The following is an 18503-nucleotide window of genomic DNA, read 5'->3' on the forward strand; positions in this document are numbered from 1 at the left end:
AGCAGAAATTGTTTTATTTTTTGACGTCAGGGGTAACGTTGAAAAGTTGTTCGGTGGAATCTAAATCGTCGGACGATTGGCGATAGCTTTCCAGAATGGTGGACGGATCTAACATGCGCCATGCAGGTAGAGAACTGAGGGCGGCTGTCACGAACGCACCGCCGCGAAGGAGCCAAGCGACATATCCCAGGGAGGCAAGGCCTGCACTGACGCCAACGGCACCAATACTGATCGAGACACTGTCAGCATGGTCCTGTCGCATGTAGTCGTCCCATTGATGCCAGGAGATCGCCTGAGCAATGTCTTGTTGCAAAAGGTCTCGGATCTGGGCAAGTTCCAACTCGCTCATTTGTAGGTTCCGCCCCGAATGGGCGTGGGAATCGACGAGTGTTTCCCAAGATTCCAGTTCGGACCTGCGATTGAAAAGCGGTTTTGTGCGGTCGCCATTTTCACGGTCGTGATCCGATTCTGCCAAGCCAACGGGAGCGTCAGCGTCACCGGAATGATGGTCCCGTCTTCCTGAGTTGTCAGGGGCATAGGGATTAATAAGCAGCGGGGTTTCGTTGTTGCCAGGAGAGTTTTCGGTGGAATCGTCCCGGTCACCATTGTCGGATGATTCGCTGTCATTCCCGACACCAATTGGTCCTGGATCTCTCGATCCTAAGGACGATCCTGGATTGGAACTTGCTCCCGAAGCGAATCCGGATCCAGGACCTGCGATCGCTTGGACCCGAATCGTAACGTGCGTCAGATTGCTTTCTTGGTTCCCGTCAAAGGCACGGTAGTACCAGACATCTTCTCCGATAAATCCTGAAGAAGGGGTGTACAACCATTCGCCGTTTGGCGTTTGAGAAAGCTGACCATGCGCGGGGGGAGTAACCATCGTGATGAATAGGTCGTCCCCTTCGGCGTCCCTGTCGTTTGCCAATGGGTTTGGTGAGGAGAGGGTGATCGATGTGCCGTAGTTGGTGGTGTAGGAATCAGGGACCGCCTCGGGCGCCGAGTTATCGTTGATGATCCGCACGGTGATAAATTGTTCTGCCGATAAACCGCCTGCATCGGTCGTGCGGAGGAGGACCTGGTATTCCGATTGACTGGCGACGTCTAGGACTGGCGTTTGGAACAGCAATGTTGCGCCAGCGGCACCTCCCAGACTGAATTCAGCCTGATCAATACCCCCAACTATTTCATAGCGGAAATGATCGATCAGATCCGGGTCGCTAGTGATCAGTTCCCCCAGGACAATTCCTGCCGATGTATCGGTCGTCTTTGAAACGGCAAATTGATTCGGGGTGATGCCTGTCGGAGCATCGTTGACATCGCTCACGTCCACGGAAATGTTTTCGCTGTGAGTGTTGCCTTCGCTATCGGTAACAAGGACCTGTACCTGATACGTTGCCTGTCGTTCATGATCCAGGATTCCGTCCGTTAGGACCAGTTGGTCGCCATCGATCGAGAATTTTGCTTGGTCAACGCCGCCGGCGATTGAATAACGAAACGTGTCACCTGAATCAGAGTCGATGGCGGTCAGAGTGCCAGCGCTGAATCCGCTAGACGTGTCGGTGTTTTCGTCGACGCTAAACGTGGAAGGAAGAATGGCCGTCGGCGCTTCGTTGATGTCGCGTACGTCAACGTCAATGGCTTCACTGTAAGTGTTTCCCGCGCTGTCGGTAACCAGGACCTGAACGTTGTAGGTCGGTTGCCGTTCATGATCCAGGATTCCATCGGTCAAGATCAATTGGTCGCCAGTGATCGAGAATTTGGCTTGATCGGCTCCGCCGGCGATCGAGTACACAAACGCTTCGCCAGAATCTGGGTCGACGGTCGTTAATGTCCCCACGCTGATTCCGCCAGCGGTATCGATGTTTTCGTCGACGTTAAACGCAGTGGGAAGGATTGCGGTAGGCATTTCGTTGCTGTCGCTTACTGCAATGGCAATGTTTTTGCTGTGAGTGTTCCCCGCACCATCGGTCACCAGGACCTGAACGTCGTAGGCCGCTTGCCTTTCATGATCGAGGATCCCATCGGTCAAAATCAGTTGGTCGCCAGCGACCGAGAACTTAGCTTGGTCGGAGCCACCGCTGATCGAGTATGCGAACGTATCGCCCGAATCCGGATCGATGGTTGTCAGTGTCCCAACGCTGTAGCCGCTGGCCGTATCGGTATTTTCGATAACACTAAATGCATCGGGAACGATTGCGGTCGGCGCTTCGTTGATGTCATTCACGTCGACGGAAAGGGTATCGCTGTAGGTGTTGCCCCCGCTGTCGGTTACCTGGACTTGGACGTCATACGTTGCTTGCCTTTCATGATCCAGGTGTCCGTCCGTTAGAATCAGTTGGTCGCCAGCGATGGAGAACTTGGCTTGATCGGCGCCGCCAGTGATTGAATAGGTGAAGGTTTCGCCAGAATCCGGGTCGGCCGCCGTTAAGGTTCCGACACGGTATCCGCCAGCCGTATCGATGTTTTCATCGACATTGAACGCGCTGGGAAGGATGGCCGTCGGTGCTTCGTTGACTTCACTTACGTTAACGTAAATCGTTTCGCTGTAAGTGTGTCCCGCTCCATCGATCACCTGCACATCAACCAGGTAGGTCGCTTGCCGCATACGATTAAGAACGCCGTCATCGAAGATCAGTTGGTCGGCGTTGATGGAAAAATTCGCTTGGTCTGGCCCTCCATTGATCGTGTAGGCAAAGGTTTCTCCTGAATCGGGGTCGACGGTTGTTAGCGTTCCCAGGATGAGCCCACCGGAAGTGTTCGTCAATTCTGTGACGTTAAACGCATCTGGGGTGATATCGGTGGGTGTTTCGTTGATGTCATCAACGTTGACGGAGATGGTTTCTCGGAAAAGGTTTCCGGCACCGTCCGTAACCAGGATCTGGACTTCGTAGGTAGCCTGTCTTTCATGGTCCAGGATCCCATCGTCCAGCGACAACTGGTCGCCACTGATGGAAAATTTCGCTTGGTCGGATCCGCCGCTGATCGAGTACGAAAACGTTTCTCCGGAATCCGGGTCGGTCGTTGTAAGGGTTCCGACGCTGTACCCCCCCGTCGTATTCGTGTTCTCGCTTACGGAAAAGGTATTTGGATTAATGTCGGTGGGCGCTTCATTGATGTCGATGACGTTTACGGAAATTTTCTCTTTGTGACGGTTTCCGCCACTATCGGTGACCTGGACATCGACGCTGTAGCTGTTCTGGTTTTCATAATCCAGGATGCCGTCGTCCAGGGTTAGTCGATCGCCGCTGATAGTAAATTTTGTTTGGTCGGTTCCGCCGATAATTGCATAGGTAAACGTTTCACCTGAATCGGGGTCATCCGCGGTAAGGATCCCTACGTTGACACCGTTATTGGTGTCGGTGTTTTCATCGATTGAGAATGAATGTGGCGTGATGTCGGTCGGTGCTTCGTTGATGTCGGCAACGAAGACCGTCAGTGTTTTGCTGTACTGGCTTCCGCCGCTATCGGTGGCCAGCACGTCGACGGTGTAGTGATCCTTCCGTTCGTGGTCCAGCAGGCCATCGTTGAGTATTAAGTTGTTTGAATTGATGGTGAAATTGCCTGCATCTGCTCCGCCGTCGATGGAGAAGACAAAAGAATCACCTGCATCGGGATCGACGGCCGTCAGCGTTCCGACGACTTGTCCCAAAGAGGTGTCAACGTTTTCGTTAACCGAAAAGGAATTCGGGTTGATATCGGATGGAGCGTCGTTTACCTGTGTGATATCGACGCGAATCGACCCCAGATTTTGGTCGGTTCCTCCGCCGAAGCCTGTGTTTCCGTTGTCTTTGACAGCAACCGAAACGCTGTCGGCATTGTTTCCTGCCGTGTCGGCTGTTTGGTGGAGGTATTGGATATTGCTGATCGTATCGAGATAGCTATTTAGATTCGTCAGTGATCCCGTTAGCGTCAGCGACGATGAACTTGTACCCCCGATCACGACCCCTCCGCTACTTGTTGCATACAAACTGCCTCCTCGGGCCGTTGCAATGGTGACCGTCAATAGTCCGTTGGCATGGTCAACGTCGGCAATCTGTACGCCCGATAAATCGATGTTGCTTTTGACGTCCTCGGTGACCACAACGTTGGCAGGAAGCGTTCCCGAATTAAACGGTGCGTCGTTGATCGCCATGATTTGAATGGTTTGTTCGTTGATGCCGACTTCGCTGTTCGCATCGCCCGTCGTGCCAGGGTCGGAGCCTGAATTTCCATGGTCATTCACGGTGACCGAGATAAGCGTCGATGTCGCTGGGGTATCGCTATCGTTAAGGTAGGAAACCGTTCCAGAGCTTGTGCCTGTTAGCAGTTGATTGATTGCATCGACGGTACCAGTCAGAACGACGGAGGCGGAGGCATTGCCTGATTCGATGACGACTCCGCTGTCGCCCGCGGTGACGTTCAGTATCCCTTCGCCTACTTCGATGGTAGTGGTGACAGAGGAGCCTGCGCTGTCAGCATCGCTGATGCTGAAGCCGATACCATGTAGGACAAGTTTCTGGTTTTCGATGGCGGTTAGAGAGTTGTTCGGCACTACCACAAGCGGTGTGTCGTTTACCGCTGCGGTCGTGATCGTGCTACTAGCAACGACCGAGTCTAACCCGCTAGAATCCGTTACCGAAAACTGAAAAGTCCGATCTCCCTCAAGTAGATTGTCACTGCTGTTTTCGTAGGTCATCGACTGAATCAACCAAGCGAGATTAGTGGCACTGAGTGAGTCACCACTTGCTCGTGTAACGCTAAATTCAGTTCCGTCGTAGACGATCCGGACTTCGGTTCCTAAGGCTGTCGCAAAATCGGTTTTAGGTTCGGTTGCGTTAAAATCGACACCCGCGAAACGGACGATTTCTTGGTTCCCGTTTAGGATCCCACTGAAACGAACCGTCAGGCGGTTGAAGCTGGCATTGTCTAGATCCGAGACGGCTACATCATTGTCCGCGATCGCGACCGGCATCCCATTTTCGATGTAGCTGGTGGTGTATCCGGTTCCGGGTTGAGGACCATTTAGGTCAATGACCGGCGCGTCATTGATCGCCACGATATAGACCGTGGTGATGCCGCTGACCTGCTTCGCATTGCCACTCCCCTGCGAGCTATCGTTTTGGTCATCAAAGGTCCAGGTGATTTCTACCGTCGACGGAGGCGCGTCACTGCGATGAGAGTACGCGATAGACCGGATGACCTGGTTGACTTCAGTCCCTGTGGTGTTGGCAGCGAATGTGATCGTTAGTTGACCGTCTACGTTTACCAAAGAACCGACGATCGATCCGGAAAGTTTTACGTCGGAACCGTCAAACAGAAGATTCCCCGTCGCCGTGAATACATCGTTGATGTCAGGCCCGGTGCTGCGTGAGAGCGTCAGCGTTGAATCGCCAAAATCGTTGGCGTTGGAGAGTTCTTGATCGAAAACACTCCCCTCGGCGTCAAGCACTACGGGCGTGCCGTTTTCCACAAACGCGGCCGTTCCGCCAAGGGATTCGGTTCCGTGAAAGAACGGGTCTTCCGTTCCGTCCGCTGAAAGATGTTGAACGAAACTTTCGTTGCGGCCGCTCGCTGCCGTTCCAACAAGGTATAGAGAACCATCGATCCCTTCGATGATGTCATGGGCGGAGCTTTCGTCGGTGCCGATGTCACTTATCAGCCAGCCGTTGTTCGCAAATCCGGTATCGACGGTTCCATTTTCCAGAAAGCGTAAAGCCATGGCTTCCTCGGTACCCGAGACGTCGGACGAGCCGACCAGGATGATTTTGCCATCCTCAAGGATCTGAAGCCGATGAATGGTTTCCGTTCCACCGGAATCGACGGTGGTGTAGCCAGAGGACCCAAACGAATTATCTAACGCGCCTGAGTGTAGGAAACGAGTAAGTCCAGCATCGCCGTTTCCAAGGTCTCCGGTAAGTAAATATTTTCCGTCGGCCTGAATTCCAAGACCTGTCACTTTTGTGGCCGAACCGTAGATGAAAATATATTTGCCGTCTGTCGAGAAGGTCGTATCTAATACGCCTACATCGGTGTAGCGTGCAATAAATCCGTAATTGCCGTTAGCCAATCCGGCCATCACGATATTGCTACCACCCGTGCCGTCGTCCTCGACTTCTAAGTCAAGCAACTGATCGGTATTGGCTGTCAACGCGATGTCCAGACGTCCTCCGGTTCCAAAACCATTGTCCATCGTCCCTGTGGAATCGATCCGAAATGCCACCAAGTCCGAATCGCCAGATTGAACGAGAGTGCCGCCCAAAACCAATTTGCCGTCGGACTGCAGTGCAAGCGAATTGGCAGATGCGATTTCTGTGTTTGGGTTGAATTCATAGGTCCAAATGCCTCCTCCCCCGAACGTGCCGTCCAGCGATCCATCCACGTTCAGTTGTACGACTGCAAACCGGTTGGAAAGGCTGCCGTCGGTCGCGTCGCCGAAGAGGACAATTTTCCCGTCGGGGCGAATGATCATGTCGACGACCCTGTCTTCACCACCGAAGATATCCAGCGTGACTTCGCCAGCGATTCCGAAGGTGAGGTCTGGAGTGCCGTCGGGGTTGATTCGGGAGACTAAAAAGTCGCCGTCGGATCCCGTTTCAGACTGCCCTGCAAAAACCAATCGACCGTCGGCTTGTCGCTGCGCTACGTGGGCCTCGGTTGCATCAGCGGCGGAATCATTGACTTGCACCGAACTCATCGAATCAAACGTCGGCGCATCGTTGACGCTGGAGATCGTCAGCTGAAAGGTCCCAATTGCCGCGGTACTTCCGTCCTCGCCACCGTCGCTTAAAGTAAACCCGAAAGAGTCGCTTGTGGATTCGCTGCCATAGTGGGCGTATTGAATGTGTCCCGCATCGATGTCCGCTTGAGTGAAGGTTCCGTTTACGGTTAAAGCCGTTCCGTTGTTCGTCAGCACGCCAAACCGGAGACCGTCTGTAATCGTATAGGTGACTTGGTCATCGTCGTCGTCGGGATCTCCCTCCAGCAGCATCGTTTGATTTATGACGTTCCCTTGGGATCCTTCCGCAAACGTAGCTCCCGTATTAACCGCTACGGTAGGTGCACTATTGCTGGCGGCGATCGTCACGGTCGTGCTGGCCAACGCCTCCAGGCTTCCTCCTGTTCCCTGGCTTCGAAGATTGCCGTCCCGAAAAGCCCAGGCTATTTCGATGGAGGGTTCGACCCCGGGATTGCTGTTGTTGTAGGTCAAGCTACTAAGGATCTGGTTGACCGTACTGGTTGTCGGAACTTCCCCTGCCGCATCGGAGAACGTGACCGTCAGCCGACCTGCTTGGGAAACGTTATCGAAGGATGCAATGATCTGGCCATTTTTAACCAAGTCAGCACCGACGAGGGTTATTTCGGCAGAATCGGTAAATCCAAAAACGTCGTCCGGCGAAACGCCCCCTTGTCGGTTTAGAACCAAGCTGGCTCCGGCGTAATTTCCGTTGCCGCCGTTTAGCGAGTCCAGTTCGGCATCGCGAACGATGACCGTCAAATCAAGCGAAACAGCTCCGTTGCCACCTGCAAAGGCGACGGTCGCGTCGGGAAGGTCGGTTACGCCAATATCGCTTTCGAACCAGACAAGTTTATCCGTGGTATCGCCGGTCGCTAACAGATCGCGATCCCCGTCGTTATCGAAATCACCGAAGTCCATTCCCCGCACATGCAGTGACGTCGCAATTTCGCTATCGCGGAAGGATTGATTTCCCTCATTCTGAAGCCAAATAATATTGTCGTCGAATCCTGAACTGACGACGATGTCTTTGTCTCCGTCGGAATCAAAATCGTCCACCACAATCGCTTCGACGCTCGATACAACGAAGGCCAACGTCTGTTCGGTGAAGTTGCCACTTCCGTCGTTTTCCAGCCAAACGATTCGCTCATCCGTTTGATTGGCGGTAACGATGTCGGCATCGCCATCCTGATCGATATCGGTGACAACCACCACCAGATTGTTCGGAGTCGCAGCGTAGTCAACAATCACGGTTTTGGAAAAGTTTTCGTCACCATCGTTCTCGTACCACACGATTTGGTTTTCGACTAACAATCCAGCGGCGATATCGATGTCGTTGTCCCCATCAAAGTCAGCCGCTACCACGCTATACGCTTGCTCTGCGGCGACGTCGATAAGAGTCGAACGAAACGTATTGTCGTCGGTGTCATTCTGCAGATGGAGTGCAATCACACCGGATCCTTGGGATGCGGAGACGATATCCAGACGACCATCTTGATCGACATCGACCAGCTGTAAGGATCGGAGACCATTGGCGTTTGTCCCCGGATTGTTTAACGTCCAGATGCTTTTGCTTGCGTTGCTAAAGTCGGCGGAACCGTCTGTTTCACTTGCGTTGATGTACAGCAAAATTTGATTGCTTTGTGCCGCAGTGACCACGATGTCAAGATGCCCGTCATCATCCATGTCGCCGATCGCAATGTCGGTAATCCCGTTGGCATCGACTGCAATCAGACGTTGAGTGAAGCTGCCGCTACCATCGTTTTCATGCCACGATATTTCCCCTGTAGAGAAATTTGACGTGACAAAATCAATGTCGCCATCGTTATCTAGGTCGGCCGTTTTGACGCTGTCGCCATAGTTAGAAATTGTGGTATCAATGCCGTGGGCGGCCAGACTGATGGTGGGCTGTCCGAAGGTTGGATCGCTATTGGTTTCGCTGACGTCGACGTTGACCGTTTCCGTAAATGTGTTGCCGTCGGTGTCGGTAACCAGGACGCTAAGCGTGTGAATCGAAACCGAATTGTCGGACAATTGTTGCGAGTCTGCTAAGTGAATCGATCCGGTATCGCTATCGATGGAGAAGACACCTTGGACGGTTTGGTGGACCAGGGAATACGAAAGCGGATGGTTGGTTTCGAGGACTGCATCGGCATCCCATTGCACAATCGAATGAAACAGTTCGCCGCCAACCTTGTCAAACCATTGCCCCGAGTTCTGGTCGAGGATCAAGTAGTCGGAATTGCCACCGCTGTCATTTGGTTCGTTCTGAGCAAAATTTGTGTATTGTCCCGTTGGACTGGATCCGGTTCCGTCGCCGACCCAGAAATTTTCAGCCGGCGTATCGAACCAGCGCCATTCCCCTTCCACAACCGAATCCGATCCGCCAAGCCATACACTTGTCGTTCCTTCCTCGGCAAGTTCGTAAAGATATGCCTGCTCCGTCGCCGTTGTGATCGAGGCGAGCTGTCCGGCGACGGATTCCAGAAACATACTGTTTGCATTTGCGGTGGCGGTGGCAAGCGTATCCTCCGTCAGAATCAGTTTGTAAAACTGGTTCAGTTCACGATTGAAACGAAGGTCGGAATCGGTCGCCAGTAGGTTGGCAATCTTTGCTTCACGTTCGATGTCGTCGGCACGAAGTGTTCCAATGACCGAGCCGTCAGCACTTTCCTCGATCGCTCGCAGCGTCAATTCGGGGATGTCTGCCGTGAACCCTGGTTGGGACGCATGACGCAGGGTCAGATTGTTGCCGGCGACCGATTCAAGAAGGATTCCCCCGCGTTCCAGTTGATTGAAATCCCACTGAGCAAGCATTCCCGCTTCATCATCCGGTAGGCTTTTCCTCTGCGAGGCAACGAGATCTTCCGTGGATCGTAGTTCGTCAAAGAACCGTGCGTTGAAGAGTGTCCCAGTGAACGATGTGGAGGGGGTAAATCCTCCTTCGACACTTTCCTGATCCTGTCCAAAGATCAGCGTCCCCCCAGTCCCCAGGGATTGGCCCGTTGCCAAGTTGGTACCGCTGCTGACGACCAACCCTTCGTGAATGATTTGCCAATCACCGGTCGAACTATTCCAAGTGAATGCGAGGGTTTGCAGTGTGCCGTCTGCAAAGGAATCGTAGTTGAAATTGAGGACTTCTAATTGGCTGCCAGCAATTTCGATATTTGCATGCCCCGTGGATGTGATCGACAACGCAAATTCGTCACTGTTCGAAGAGGTCGCATAAGAGACAAGTGGCAACAGATTTGTCGTGTCGGTGGTCGCGAACTGGATTTCAAAGGTCAGTCGATCACGTCCTCCCAGAATCGCATTCCCATCGTCTGCAATCAGGTAGGTGTCGTCGCCGCCACCTTTATTGAATCGAAGGCCTCCGTCGACAGTTTCGGCGATGCTGATTCCTGTCAGGGCGGACCCACCGGCATCGCTATCGGTTGCGACCGTGTACTGAGAAAATTCGGAGGTATTTCCAGTGGAGTCGGTCGCCAGCGCGGTAACCAATGCACCCGGGGACAACGAAATTCCATTCAGAGTTCCAGTGACGGATGTCCCTTCGGCTTGAATGTTGATGATGGTTCCCAGGTATCGCGATCCTTCAACTTGCCCACCTTCCAGTTCGTCGCTGGCATAAAAGTCGATGGAATGGGCACCTGATTTGAAGGTTGATGTGTCCAGACTGTAGGAAAAATCGCCCGCATCATCGATGCTGATCGATTCAAGGATAGGATGGTTCTGCAAAGAATTTCCTCCAGCATCGATGTCCCCTAGATCGTTGCTGTTGAATCCTCTTTCTGTATCGCTGGCTAGGTCGATACCCAATCCGTCATTAAGGAAAATGGAGTTCCTGCGAATCGTATTTCTTTCTGTGTTGTTGCCTGTGACGACGATGCCCGCGCCGCCATTGAATGCGATCGTATTCGCATCGACCAGTTCGCCGCCGATGGTTGTCGTGCTTGCTTCTTCTTGGATCAGGATCCCATCAACTGCGTTGCCACGGTCCAGCAGGCCAGTGGCGTCGGTGCCAATAAAATTGCCGCGTATTGAGTTGTTGATGCTGGAGGCCAGACGGATTTGGATACCGGTCTGGTTGCCCGAGATCACGTTGCCTTCGGTCGCGTCATATAGTCCATCCGCATCGCTACCGATTTGAATCCCGCTTGCACCGACAAGGGCGATACCGATTCCTTGACTGCCAACCAAGGTGCTTCCATCGGCTCCAAGTCCAATCGTGTTACCCTGGATTAGGTTGGTGGTGGCCTGGTCGACCAAGATGCCGTACTCACTGTTTCCAGAGATAACGTTACCGCTTTCAGGTGACCTGCCTCCAATAATCGAGTCGGAGACTCCGCCGCCAAAGTAGATCCCTGTTGCGTTTCCTGCTTCGGTCAGCCCGTCACCGGTCGTGCCAATGAAATTCGATTCGATGATGTAGTTGTCGCCATCGGCGAAGTGGATTGCGGTTCCACTAAATCCTTGGAGAGCAAAACCTCGAATGGTGATGTCTCCACCGTCGGCAACAAGCCCATTGTTGTCGGCACCTAGGATATGACTGCCGTCCAAGACAATGCTTGGCGTCCCGTCATAACCCGATTGCGTGGTTGCATCCAGAGTCAATGCTTCGTTCATGAAGGGGAGCGTTTCATTCAGCTGAATCGTGTAGGTATTGTCGATCGCCGAGTAATTCAGGTCGGTGTTGGCAATCGAGAATTGAATGATGTCGGCGCCCAACTGATTTTCGGCAGCATCCATCGCTTCACGCAGGCTGATCAGCCCGTCGTCCCCCATGTCCGCGCGAAGCGCTGCAAACGACGAGGTGTCGCCATAGTTAGCGTTCAAATCGCTGTAGTCGGCTGTCGTCGTTACGGTGATCTGGTTTGCCGGTTCAGAGTGCTCGATTTGGATTTGTAAGTGATCCAGTCGAAATTGGTTTCCCGCAGCGGTATCAACGCTTCGCACAAGGATTCGGAAATTTTCATTCGCGAATTCTGCGTCATCCCAAGCGTGACCCCATAAATCACCACTGGATCCCACACTTTGAGTTGCGTCGGAATCGTTGTTCCACGAAAGATTTTTGACCGCCGTATAAGATGCCCCACCGTCCCAGGAAAGGGCGATCTGCGTGTTGACCGGCGCCGCTCCCGTTCGGCTTCCTTCCAAAGAGACTAGAATGCCTTGAATGTCATGGTTCAGCGGAATATCAAAATCGAAATTCTGCCAGTCTTGGTTAGCGTTCGCGAAATTTCCACTTGCATAGGTGTTGTCGCTGGAGGATGTTTCGTCGGGATTGTTCCAGTCTTGATAGTCGTCGCTGAACCCGCTGGCTGTCTTCCATCCCGTGTTATCTAGCACTCCGTGCCACTGGGACCGAGCATCCATGGAAAATGCGACTTCGGTTTCGATCGCTCCCGTTTCGAATTCAAGATTCCAGTCGCCACCGCGCTCTTCATGTCCCGTGACGTCATCACTGGCTGCGATATCGGTCTCCGTTAAAACGGCTAACGATTCGATCAGGTCTTGGCCTTCGGCGCTGCTGGCAAGATCGCAGCCATAGATCAAAATATCGCCTCCGGAATCAAAGGCGTCTCGCCAATTGGTAATTTCACCCGCGTGCGCTTCCAACGATTGCTGATTCAGCAGCGTGCTACCAAGTTGGAGACCTTTGCCGTCGCCATGACTTAGCAAGTGGATCGCATCGACGCCGCTTAGGCTTGCCAGGGTCTGAGATATTTGTTCGACGCCGTCCGTGTACGGATTTAGTTCGACAATGATCCACTGTGTCTGTGCGCCTCGGTCCCCGCGCAGATTTTCAACCAGCGTGGCGGAGTCCTCGACGGCGGCGTCGACAAATATGATTTCGATCGGACGGTCTGTGCCGCTCGAGTCCGCAGGTTCGCCGTCCGGTTCGGCTAGGTCGGTCGCCAGCGATGTTTCCGAGCTTTCTAAAAGATTCTGCACGGGCTGGTCGGGAGGAGCTTCCCCGTCTGCCATCAGGGAAGCGACCAGGTCCGGATCGATCTCAACCGCTGCAGCGCCGTCAGGAGCTCCTTCGCCACTCAACAACACGCGGTCTTCAAGCGGGTAGAAATCTAGAGGTCGTTTGATTTTCCCGGGCATCTTCGCCAAACCTATCTCTTGCCGTAATAAGTTTAAATAGGACAGCTTGCCCTGTAGTTAAAACTTACGGCTGTTGAGGGAGCTCAGGAAAAGGAAGCTCAGACGTTTTGCGGCAAATAGCTAGCAAAGATTTAGATAATCGTTAAAAGCCGCATGTCGGGTGATTGTATTTACAGCACAATCGGAGCGATCGTTATCTCCGGTTCGACCCGGCTGTAGAAGGTGCTAGGTTTGAAACTGGCCAACAAAGTCGGATCACAAATCCGGTCTCCGGAGCAGGTGTCTGGCGCCTTTCACCCTCCTTTTCGAGAGGGGACGATCCTAAACGAGGGGAACTTGGCCGGTAGAGAAAGCGGGCGGTCGCCCGCCACCTACTTTCTTAGCGGAACGGTGCGAGCCGTCCGGCAAGCGCACGGGAAACCCAATGAATTGGCCGAATCGGTTTGCGCCGGCTCGGCCAGCAGATGCCATTGGGTGGTCGCCCGCCATCTACCTTCTTAGCGGAACGGCGCGAGCCGTCCGGCAAGCGCACGGGAAACCCAATGAATTGGCCGGCTCGGTTTGCGCAGGCTCCGCCAGCAGATGCCAAAGCAGATGGAATTGGGCGGTCGCCCGCCACCTACTTTCTTAGCGGAACGGCGCGAGCCGTCCGGCAAGCGCACGGGAAACCCAATGAATTTGTCGAATCGGTTTGCACCGGCTCGGCCAGCAGATGCCAAAGCAGATGGCATTGGGTGGTCGCCGGATCGTCGCCTGGTCTTTACTCTCCCCGAGGAGAGAGTAAAAACGGCTAACGTTTAGCGAGCGGCAAACATGTTGCGAACAGGTCGCAGGTCTGATGCAGCGTTAGGAATTTGCCGCCACGGGCATATCGGCCATTTGATAGGCTCGATTGCGGAAGAGGAATTCGATGATGTTTCCTTCGTGCGGCTGCAGCCAATTCAGACGGTTGGTCGCAATCGGTCCGATATTCAGGCGGTCGATTTCGACGGACCGGCTAGCCTCTTCGATCAGTTTTTCATCTCGAGTCAGGACGGTTCCGATCAATGTCGAACCGATCTTCTTGACCATCTGATCTTGAGGGCATTCGACGACGCTGACGAAGGGGAACATGTATTCCTTACTGGCGACTTCGCAGGCGGGCGATTCCGCATGCACGACCATCGGACGCAGGTACGCACAGTGCTCCTTTTCGATCAGCTTTTCGCCGTATTCCGCGGTCAGGTCGGTGACTCCCGATTCCTTCAGGTCTTGTTGAACCATCGCCCAGGTTCCGGTCGCCATCGCTGGCACGGTGAACGCGGCCAATTGGGATTCAGGATCCGCCGGAGGAAGGACGTCGACTGGTCCGATCCGTTCGGCGATCGCTTGACCGATTTCACGGGTGTGGCGACTGGCCCAAATTCCCGAGCAGTTAATGCAGCTCCGTCCGGAATTGCTTAAGACGCTTTCGACCATCAGGTCTAGGAATTGCGGCCAATCATCGACGACGTCATCGCCGATAAGGATTTTGGAAAATCCAGGACCATGGGCTTGCACTCGAGGGTTTCCCGCGTGTTGCTGAAGCGTCTGAGCACTCCCGAAGATCATGCTCTTGGCGGTGTTGGCCATGATCGCTCCACCGGCATCATGCCCTCCCGGATACAAGCTAAAGGCTTCCCGAGGGATCCCGGCTTCGATAAACGCGGAAATCATTCGGTATGGAGTCCATGGTTCCTGGGAACCTGGTTTCAGTGCCAACCCGATTTGAAGGGGAACCGCCGGCAACCACAGTGTGTGAACGCCGGGGGAATTGTTTGGCAGGACCGCGCCCAAAATCGGAGTTTGAGCTTGGTAGCTGACGGTTACACCGCGACCTTCTTCACCGTAGCCACGCGACAAAATGGACAGATCCAAACCGCGGGTAAGGCAATCGATAATCTGATCAATGTGTGCCAGAACAAAGGCATTTTTCCCCATGTTCGAGACACACATGTGCTCGGGCAAACCGGTACTGGCCGACTGCTGATGGACAAACTGATCGACGGTTTGCGTGCCGTCGCCCATTGGCAGTTCCGCCGTTTCGAAAAGGACGGCCGCCTTTTTGCAACGTTCGATTAAGTCACTGATGGGCAGCTGTAGCAACGCTTCGCGTGCTTTGTGGGCTTTCCTCAGGTCACGCTGCACAATCCCGCCGCCGATTTGGCTGACTTCGGCGATCGGTTCCCCGGTCGCAAAGTGAACAACGTTCTGTTTATCCAATGACTCGTATGGCTTGCCCCAGCGAAGGGCTGGCAGATGTAACATGACAATATTCGATCGGATCGGAAGGGATGTTAGTAAACTCCAACGGTCGTGCCGCTGGCCAGTTTGTGATAAGGGCGGACTCCGCTGACACCATCCCATGGGTAGGTGTCGTAGGGAGCTTCACGCTCCCCTTCGTCGCGTTCTAAGAAACCGGGGACGAAGAACTCGTCTGTCAATGTGTACAGTTTGACTCGGCCGGTTTCACCATATCCAACCACCTGTGTGTGGTCATCCATGTCGACCACTTCCGTGACGGCTCGCGGTTGTGGGGCATAGTAACTGATTTTGTAGTTGTCCTCGGCGGTAACCGGCTTGCTACAAGCCAATCCCATCAGCGTATTGCCGTAGGTCGGTGTCATGTAGACTCCGCCTTCTTCAGGGGGGCCGCCCAGCAGTTCTTCAACGGCATATCGCGTCCACTGGGGAGTGAATTCGGTTCCTCCTGAGAAGATTCCGGTGATCCCCATTTCTGGAAGGCTGGTTCCCTTTTCTTCCAACGCTTCGCCGAGCGATTCCAGCAATTTTGGAGTGGCAAACATGCATTTCACGTCGTGATTGGCGGTCAGGACGGTCACCGCTTGGTCGACACAGTGCTGCTTGTAAGCTTCCAGGTGCTCCATCCAGCCCTTCTTGATCAGTTTGACAACCCAGCGTGGGTCCAAGTCGATGCAGAAGCAGATCCCGCCGCGATACTGAGCCAAATGTTCGACGGCCAAACGCAAACGTCGCGGTCCGCTTGGCCCCAACATCAGCCAGTTCGCCCCTTTGGGGAAATACTTTTCTGGCAGGGTGTGGGAGAACAGTTCGTAATCGGTCCAGTGATCTTCGACGACCGCGCGGCTTTTGGGGACACCCGTGGTGCCGCCGGTTTCAAAAACGTAAACCGGTTTGCCGGCCAATCCCTGGGGGACCCAGCGTCGAACCGGTCCGCCTCGCAACCAATCGTCTTCGAAGAGAGGGAATTTTTTGAGGTCTTCGAACGATTTGACTTCCGTCAAAGGATCGAATTTCAGTTCAGCCTTTTTCTCCAACCAAAAAGGACTTCCCGTTTTATCACTGAAGTGCCAGTGGACCATTTTGAGAGTTTGTTCGTTTAGAACTTCGCGGGCTTTGTCAGCCTTCGTCTGCACGCTGCTCATCAGGGCGTTCTCTTACAGCAAGGGAGAATCGCGACGATTAAGGAAAAACCGCCGGAGGGTTGGAATGATGTAGATTCTACCCGAAGATCAACCCGTCGGAGAAGGTGGTCGAGCGGTTTTACCTGGGGACCCGGTACACATACAAAACCCTAATACCATTATAGGAATTGGATAAACCCTAAGGTCCTTTGGGGGCTTGTCGATCCGCGCCGTGAGCAAGGCGGTGTCGGTCCTTAATGGAGCCATGGGAGCCACCCGATCGGCGGATCGTGGTTCGTCCGAGGGGGCTGGACGATGCTCGGCCAGCGTCGCCACCGATCTTGGCATGTTGCGGGCGGTTTTCCTGCCAGAACGACGCGAGCCGTTCGGCAATTGCATTGTGCTTTTCGATACGGCTGCCGGACGGCTCGCGCCGTTCCGCTAAGAAAGCGGATGGTATTGGGCTCGCGCCGATCCGCTTAGGAAGTAGATGGCATTGGTTGTGAGCCTGCCGGTGCAAACCCGGAAGCAGAAATCTTTCTGCAGATTTGGGCTTGGGAGCGTCGACGCAACGAGTGCTGTCGTAACAAGAATGCAGCAGGAACCACCGTCTGGCGATGGTAGCTACGGCGGTTACGCCGCGAATCGATTTCACGTCCCGAGCGAAAGGCGACGACCACAACCACACTACCGCTTCGCACCGCCAGAAGTTTGGCGGGCGAGATAGGGCGGAGCGAAACAAGTCCGTCGGGACGGGCGTTGTTTTACTTCTCTTCCTTGTACAGTTTGGATACATCGTTCGGTAAACGACGGCCTGTATTCTCAGGAGCTTCTGGCGGGAAGTCTTTGCCTCGAACTGCCGAACCGAATGGAGTGGTGCGAGCGTCGCTGATCACCTGGATGTAGTTCATCAGTTTCCAGACAGGGATAACGGTGATCCCTAGTTCCTTCGCTTGGGCTCGGACTTCGCCTAGTTTTCCGGCTTCCGCTCGGACTTCAGCATCGTCGTCGGTGCCCGCTTCTGGAGTGCTGCCTACAACAAGGAACCGAACGCTCGGGTCGAGCTCTTCGACGACTTCTCCACCGGCGGCAAGGATCATGCCACGCAAGACTTCGTTGTCGCTGCGTCGGTCGTCGTCGAAATCGATGTTTCCGGCGAGGGCGATTTTGACGGTGCGTCCTGGAGCCCAGAATGGCGAATAAATCTTATCGCCTGGGATGATCGGGTCGCTGTTTGGAGCCGCATCGATGACTCGGCAAAGAGCCAAATGGTCTCTGCGAATCGCAATCACTTCAATTTTGGCTTTGGGTTCAGCATCGGTGATCCGTGTGGCATCGGAATCGACCACGCTAAAGACAACAGCGTTGCGTAGCGAATCGGCGGAGCCAAGGTTGATTTGAACCAGATTGTTTGAAACGTAAGTGACTTCGCCCTGTGCGACTTCGAATTCCAATTGCTGCATTTCGTTGATGCGGCGTTTTTGTTGTTCAACCACGGTCAGCAAAGAGTCTTTTTCGCTCTTTTGGCTGGCGAGTTCTTGATTTGTTTTGGAGCGGTAATCGTTGAACTGCCGGTCCAGGTTGGTCAGGTTATCCGCGATTTCCGCACTCTTCTGCTTCATGGAATTGCGGGCGGTATCGAATTCAACAATCCGTTCGTTCAGAGTCGCTTCCATCTTCTTTTTGTCAGCCGCTGCATCGGCGGCCGCTTGTTCGGCGATCGAAACGTCCGATTTTGCCTGAACTTCGATTCGCGTCGCTTCTTCGCGAGCTTGTTTGTACTGGACGTTGCGGTCACGAAGCGAATTCACCATGAACTGGGGAATCGCCGGATAATTGCGGTTGGCTGCGGGGATGTTTCGCCCCATTTGACCGACATCTTTGATGAAAGCCGACGCGATCGCATCGATTTCGGCATCGTCGGTGGTCGATTCCTTCAACGCTGTAAATTCGTCATCGGTCAATTCTCCTTGACCGAGAATCTTCTTCAGTGTCGTCAGTTTCGCTTCCAAGTTGCGGATCGAACCGTTTGCATTGTTCAGTTGGTCTGACTTGGATTTCTCCGACGTGGCTTGCCCATCACCCCATCGATAGAGGAAGAAATTCAGGGCCAACGAAAGGACCAACAGAATTAGGGTAGCGATCAAACTGCCACGGATCACGGAATCGTCGCGTGCGGCTGCCATATTTGATTAACTCGCGGGATACCAGAAAAGATTCAAAAAAGAGAAAAAACAGCCGTCAAGGCTGGTAGTGCAGACACGAGGCGA

The 18503-nt window shown here is 53.8% G+C and carries 4 protein-coding genes; all 4 read right to left on the reverse strand.

Going from position 1 to position 18503, the window contains the following annotated elements:
- Positions 1-13: 13 nt before the first annotated feature.
- Entirely contained in the window at positions 14-12829 is a 12816-nt protein-coding gene (locus tag FF011L_RS08165) for a cadherin domain-containing protein (RefSeq protein ID WP_145351141.1), read from the reverse strand.
- An 846-nt stretch (positions 12830-13675) separates the two neighbouring features.
- Positions 13676-15115, reverse strand: coding sequence for an aldehyde dehydrogenase family protein (locus tag FF011L_RS08170; RefSeq protein ID WP_145351142.1), 1440 nt, complete (start codon positions 15113-15115; stop codon positions 13676-13678).
- Positions 15116-15144: 29 nt separating this feature from the next.
- Positions 15145-16254, reverse strand: a complete 1110-nt coding sequence (locus tag FF011L_RS08175) for a phenylacetate--CoA ligase family protein (protein ID WP_145351143.1) — start codon at positions 16252-16254, stop codon at positions 15145-15147.
- 743 nt (positions 16255-16997) lie between these two features.
- Positions 16998-18419: a hypothetical protein gene (locus tag FF011L_RS08180; RefSeq protein ID WP_145351144.1), complete on the reverse strand. Its 1422-nt coding sequence runs from the start codon at positions 18417-18419 to the stop codon at positions 16998-17000.
- Positions 18420-18503: the final 84 nt, after the last annotated feature.

This window comes from Roseimaritima multifibrata (assembly GCF_007741495.1).
Classification (GTDB): domain Bacteria; phylum Planctomycetota; class Planctomycetia; order Pirellulales; family Pirellulaceae; genus Roseimaritima; species Roseimaritima multifibrata.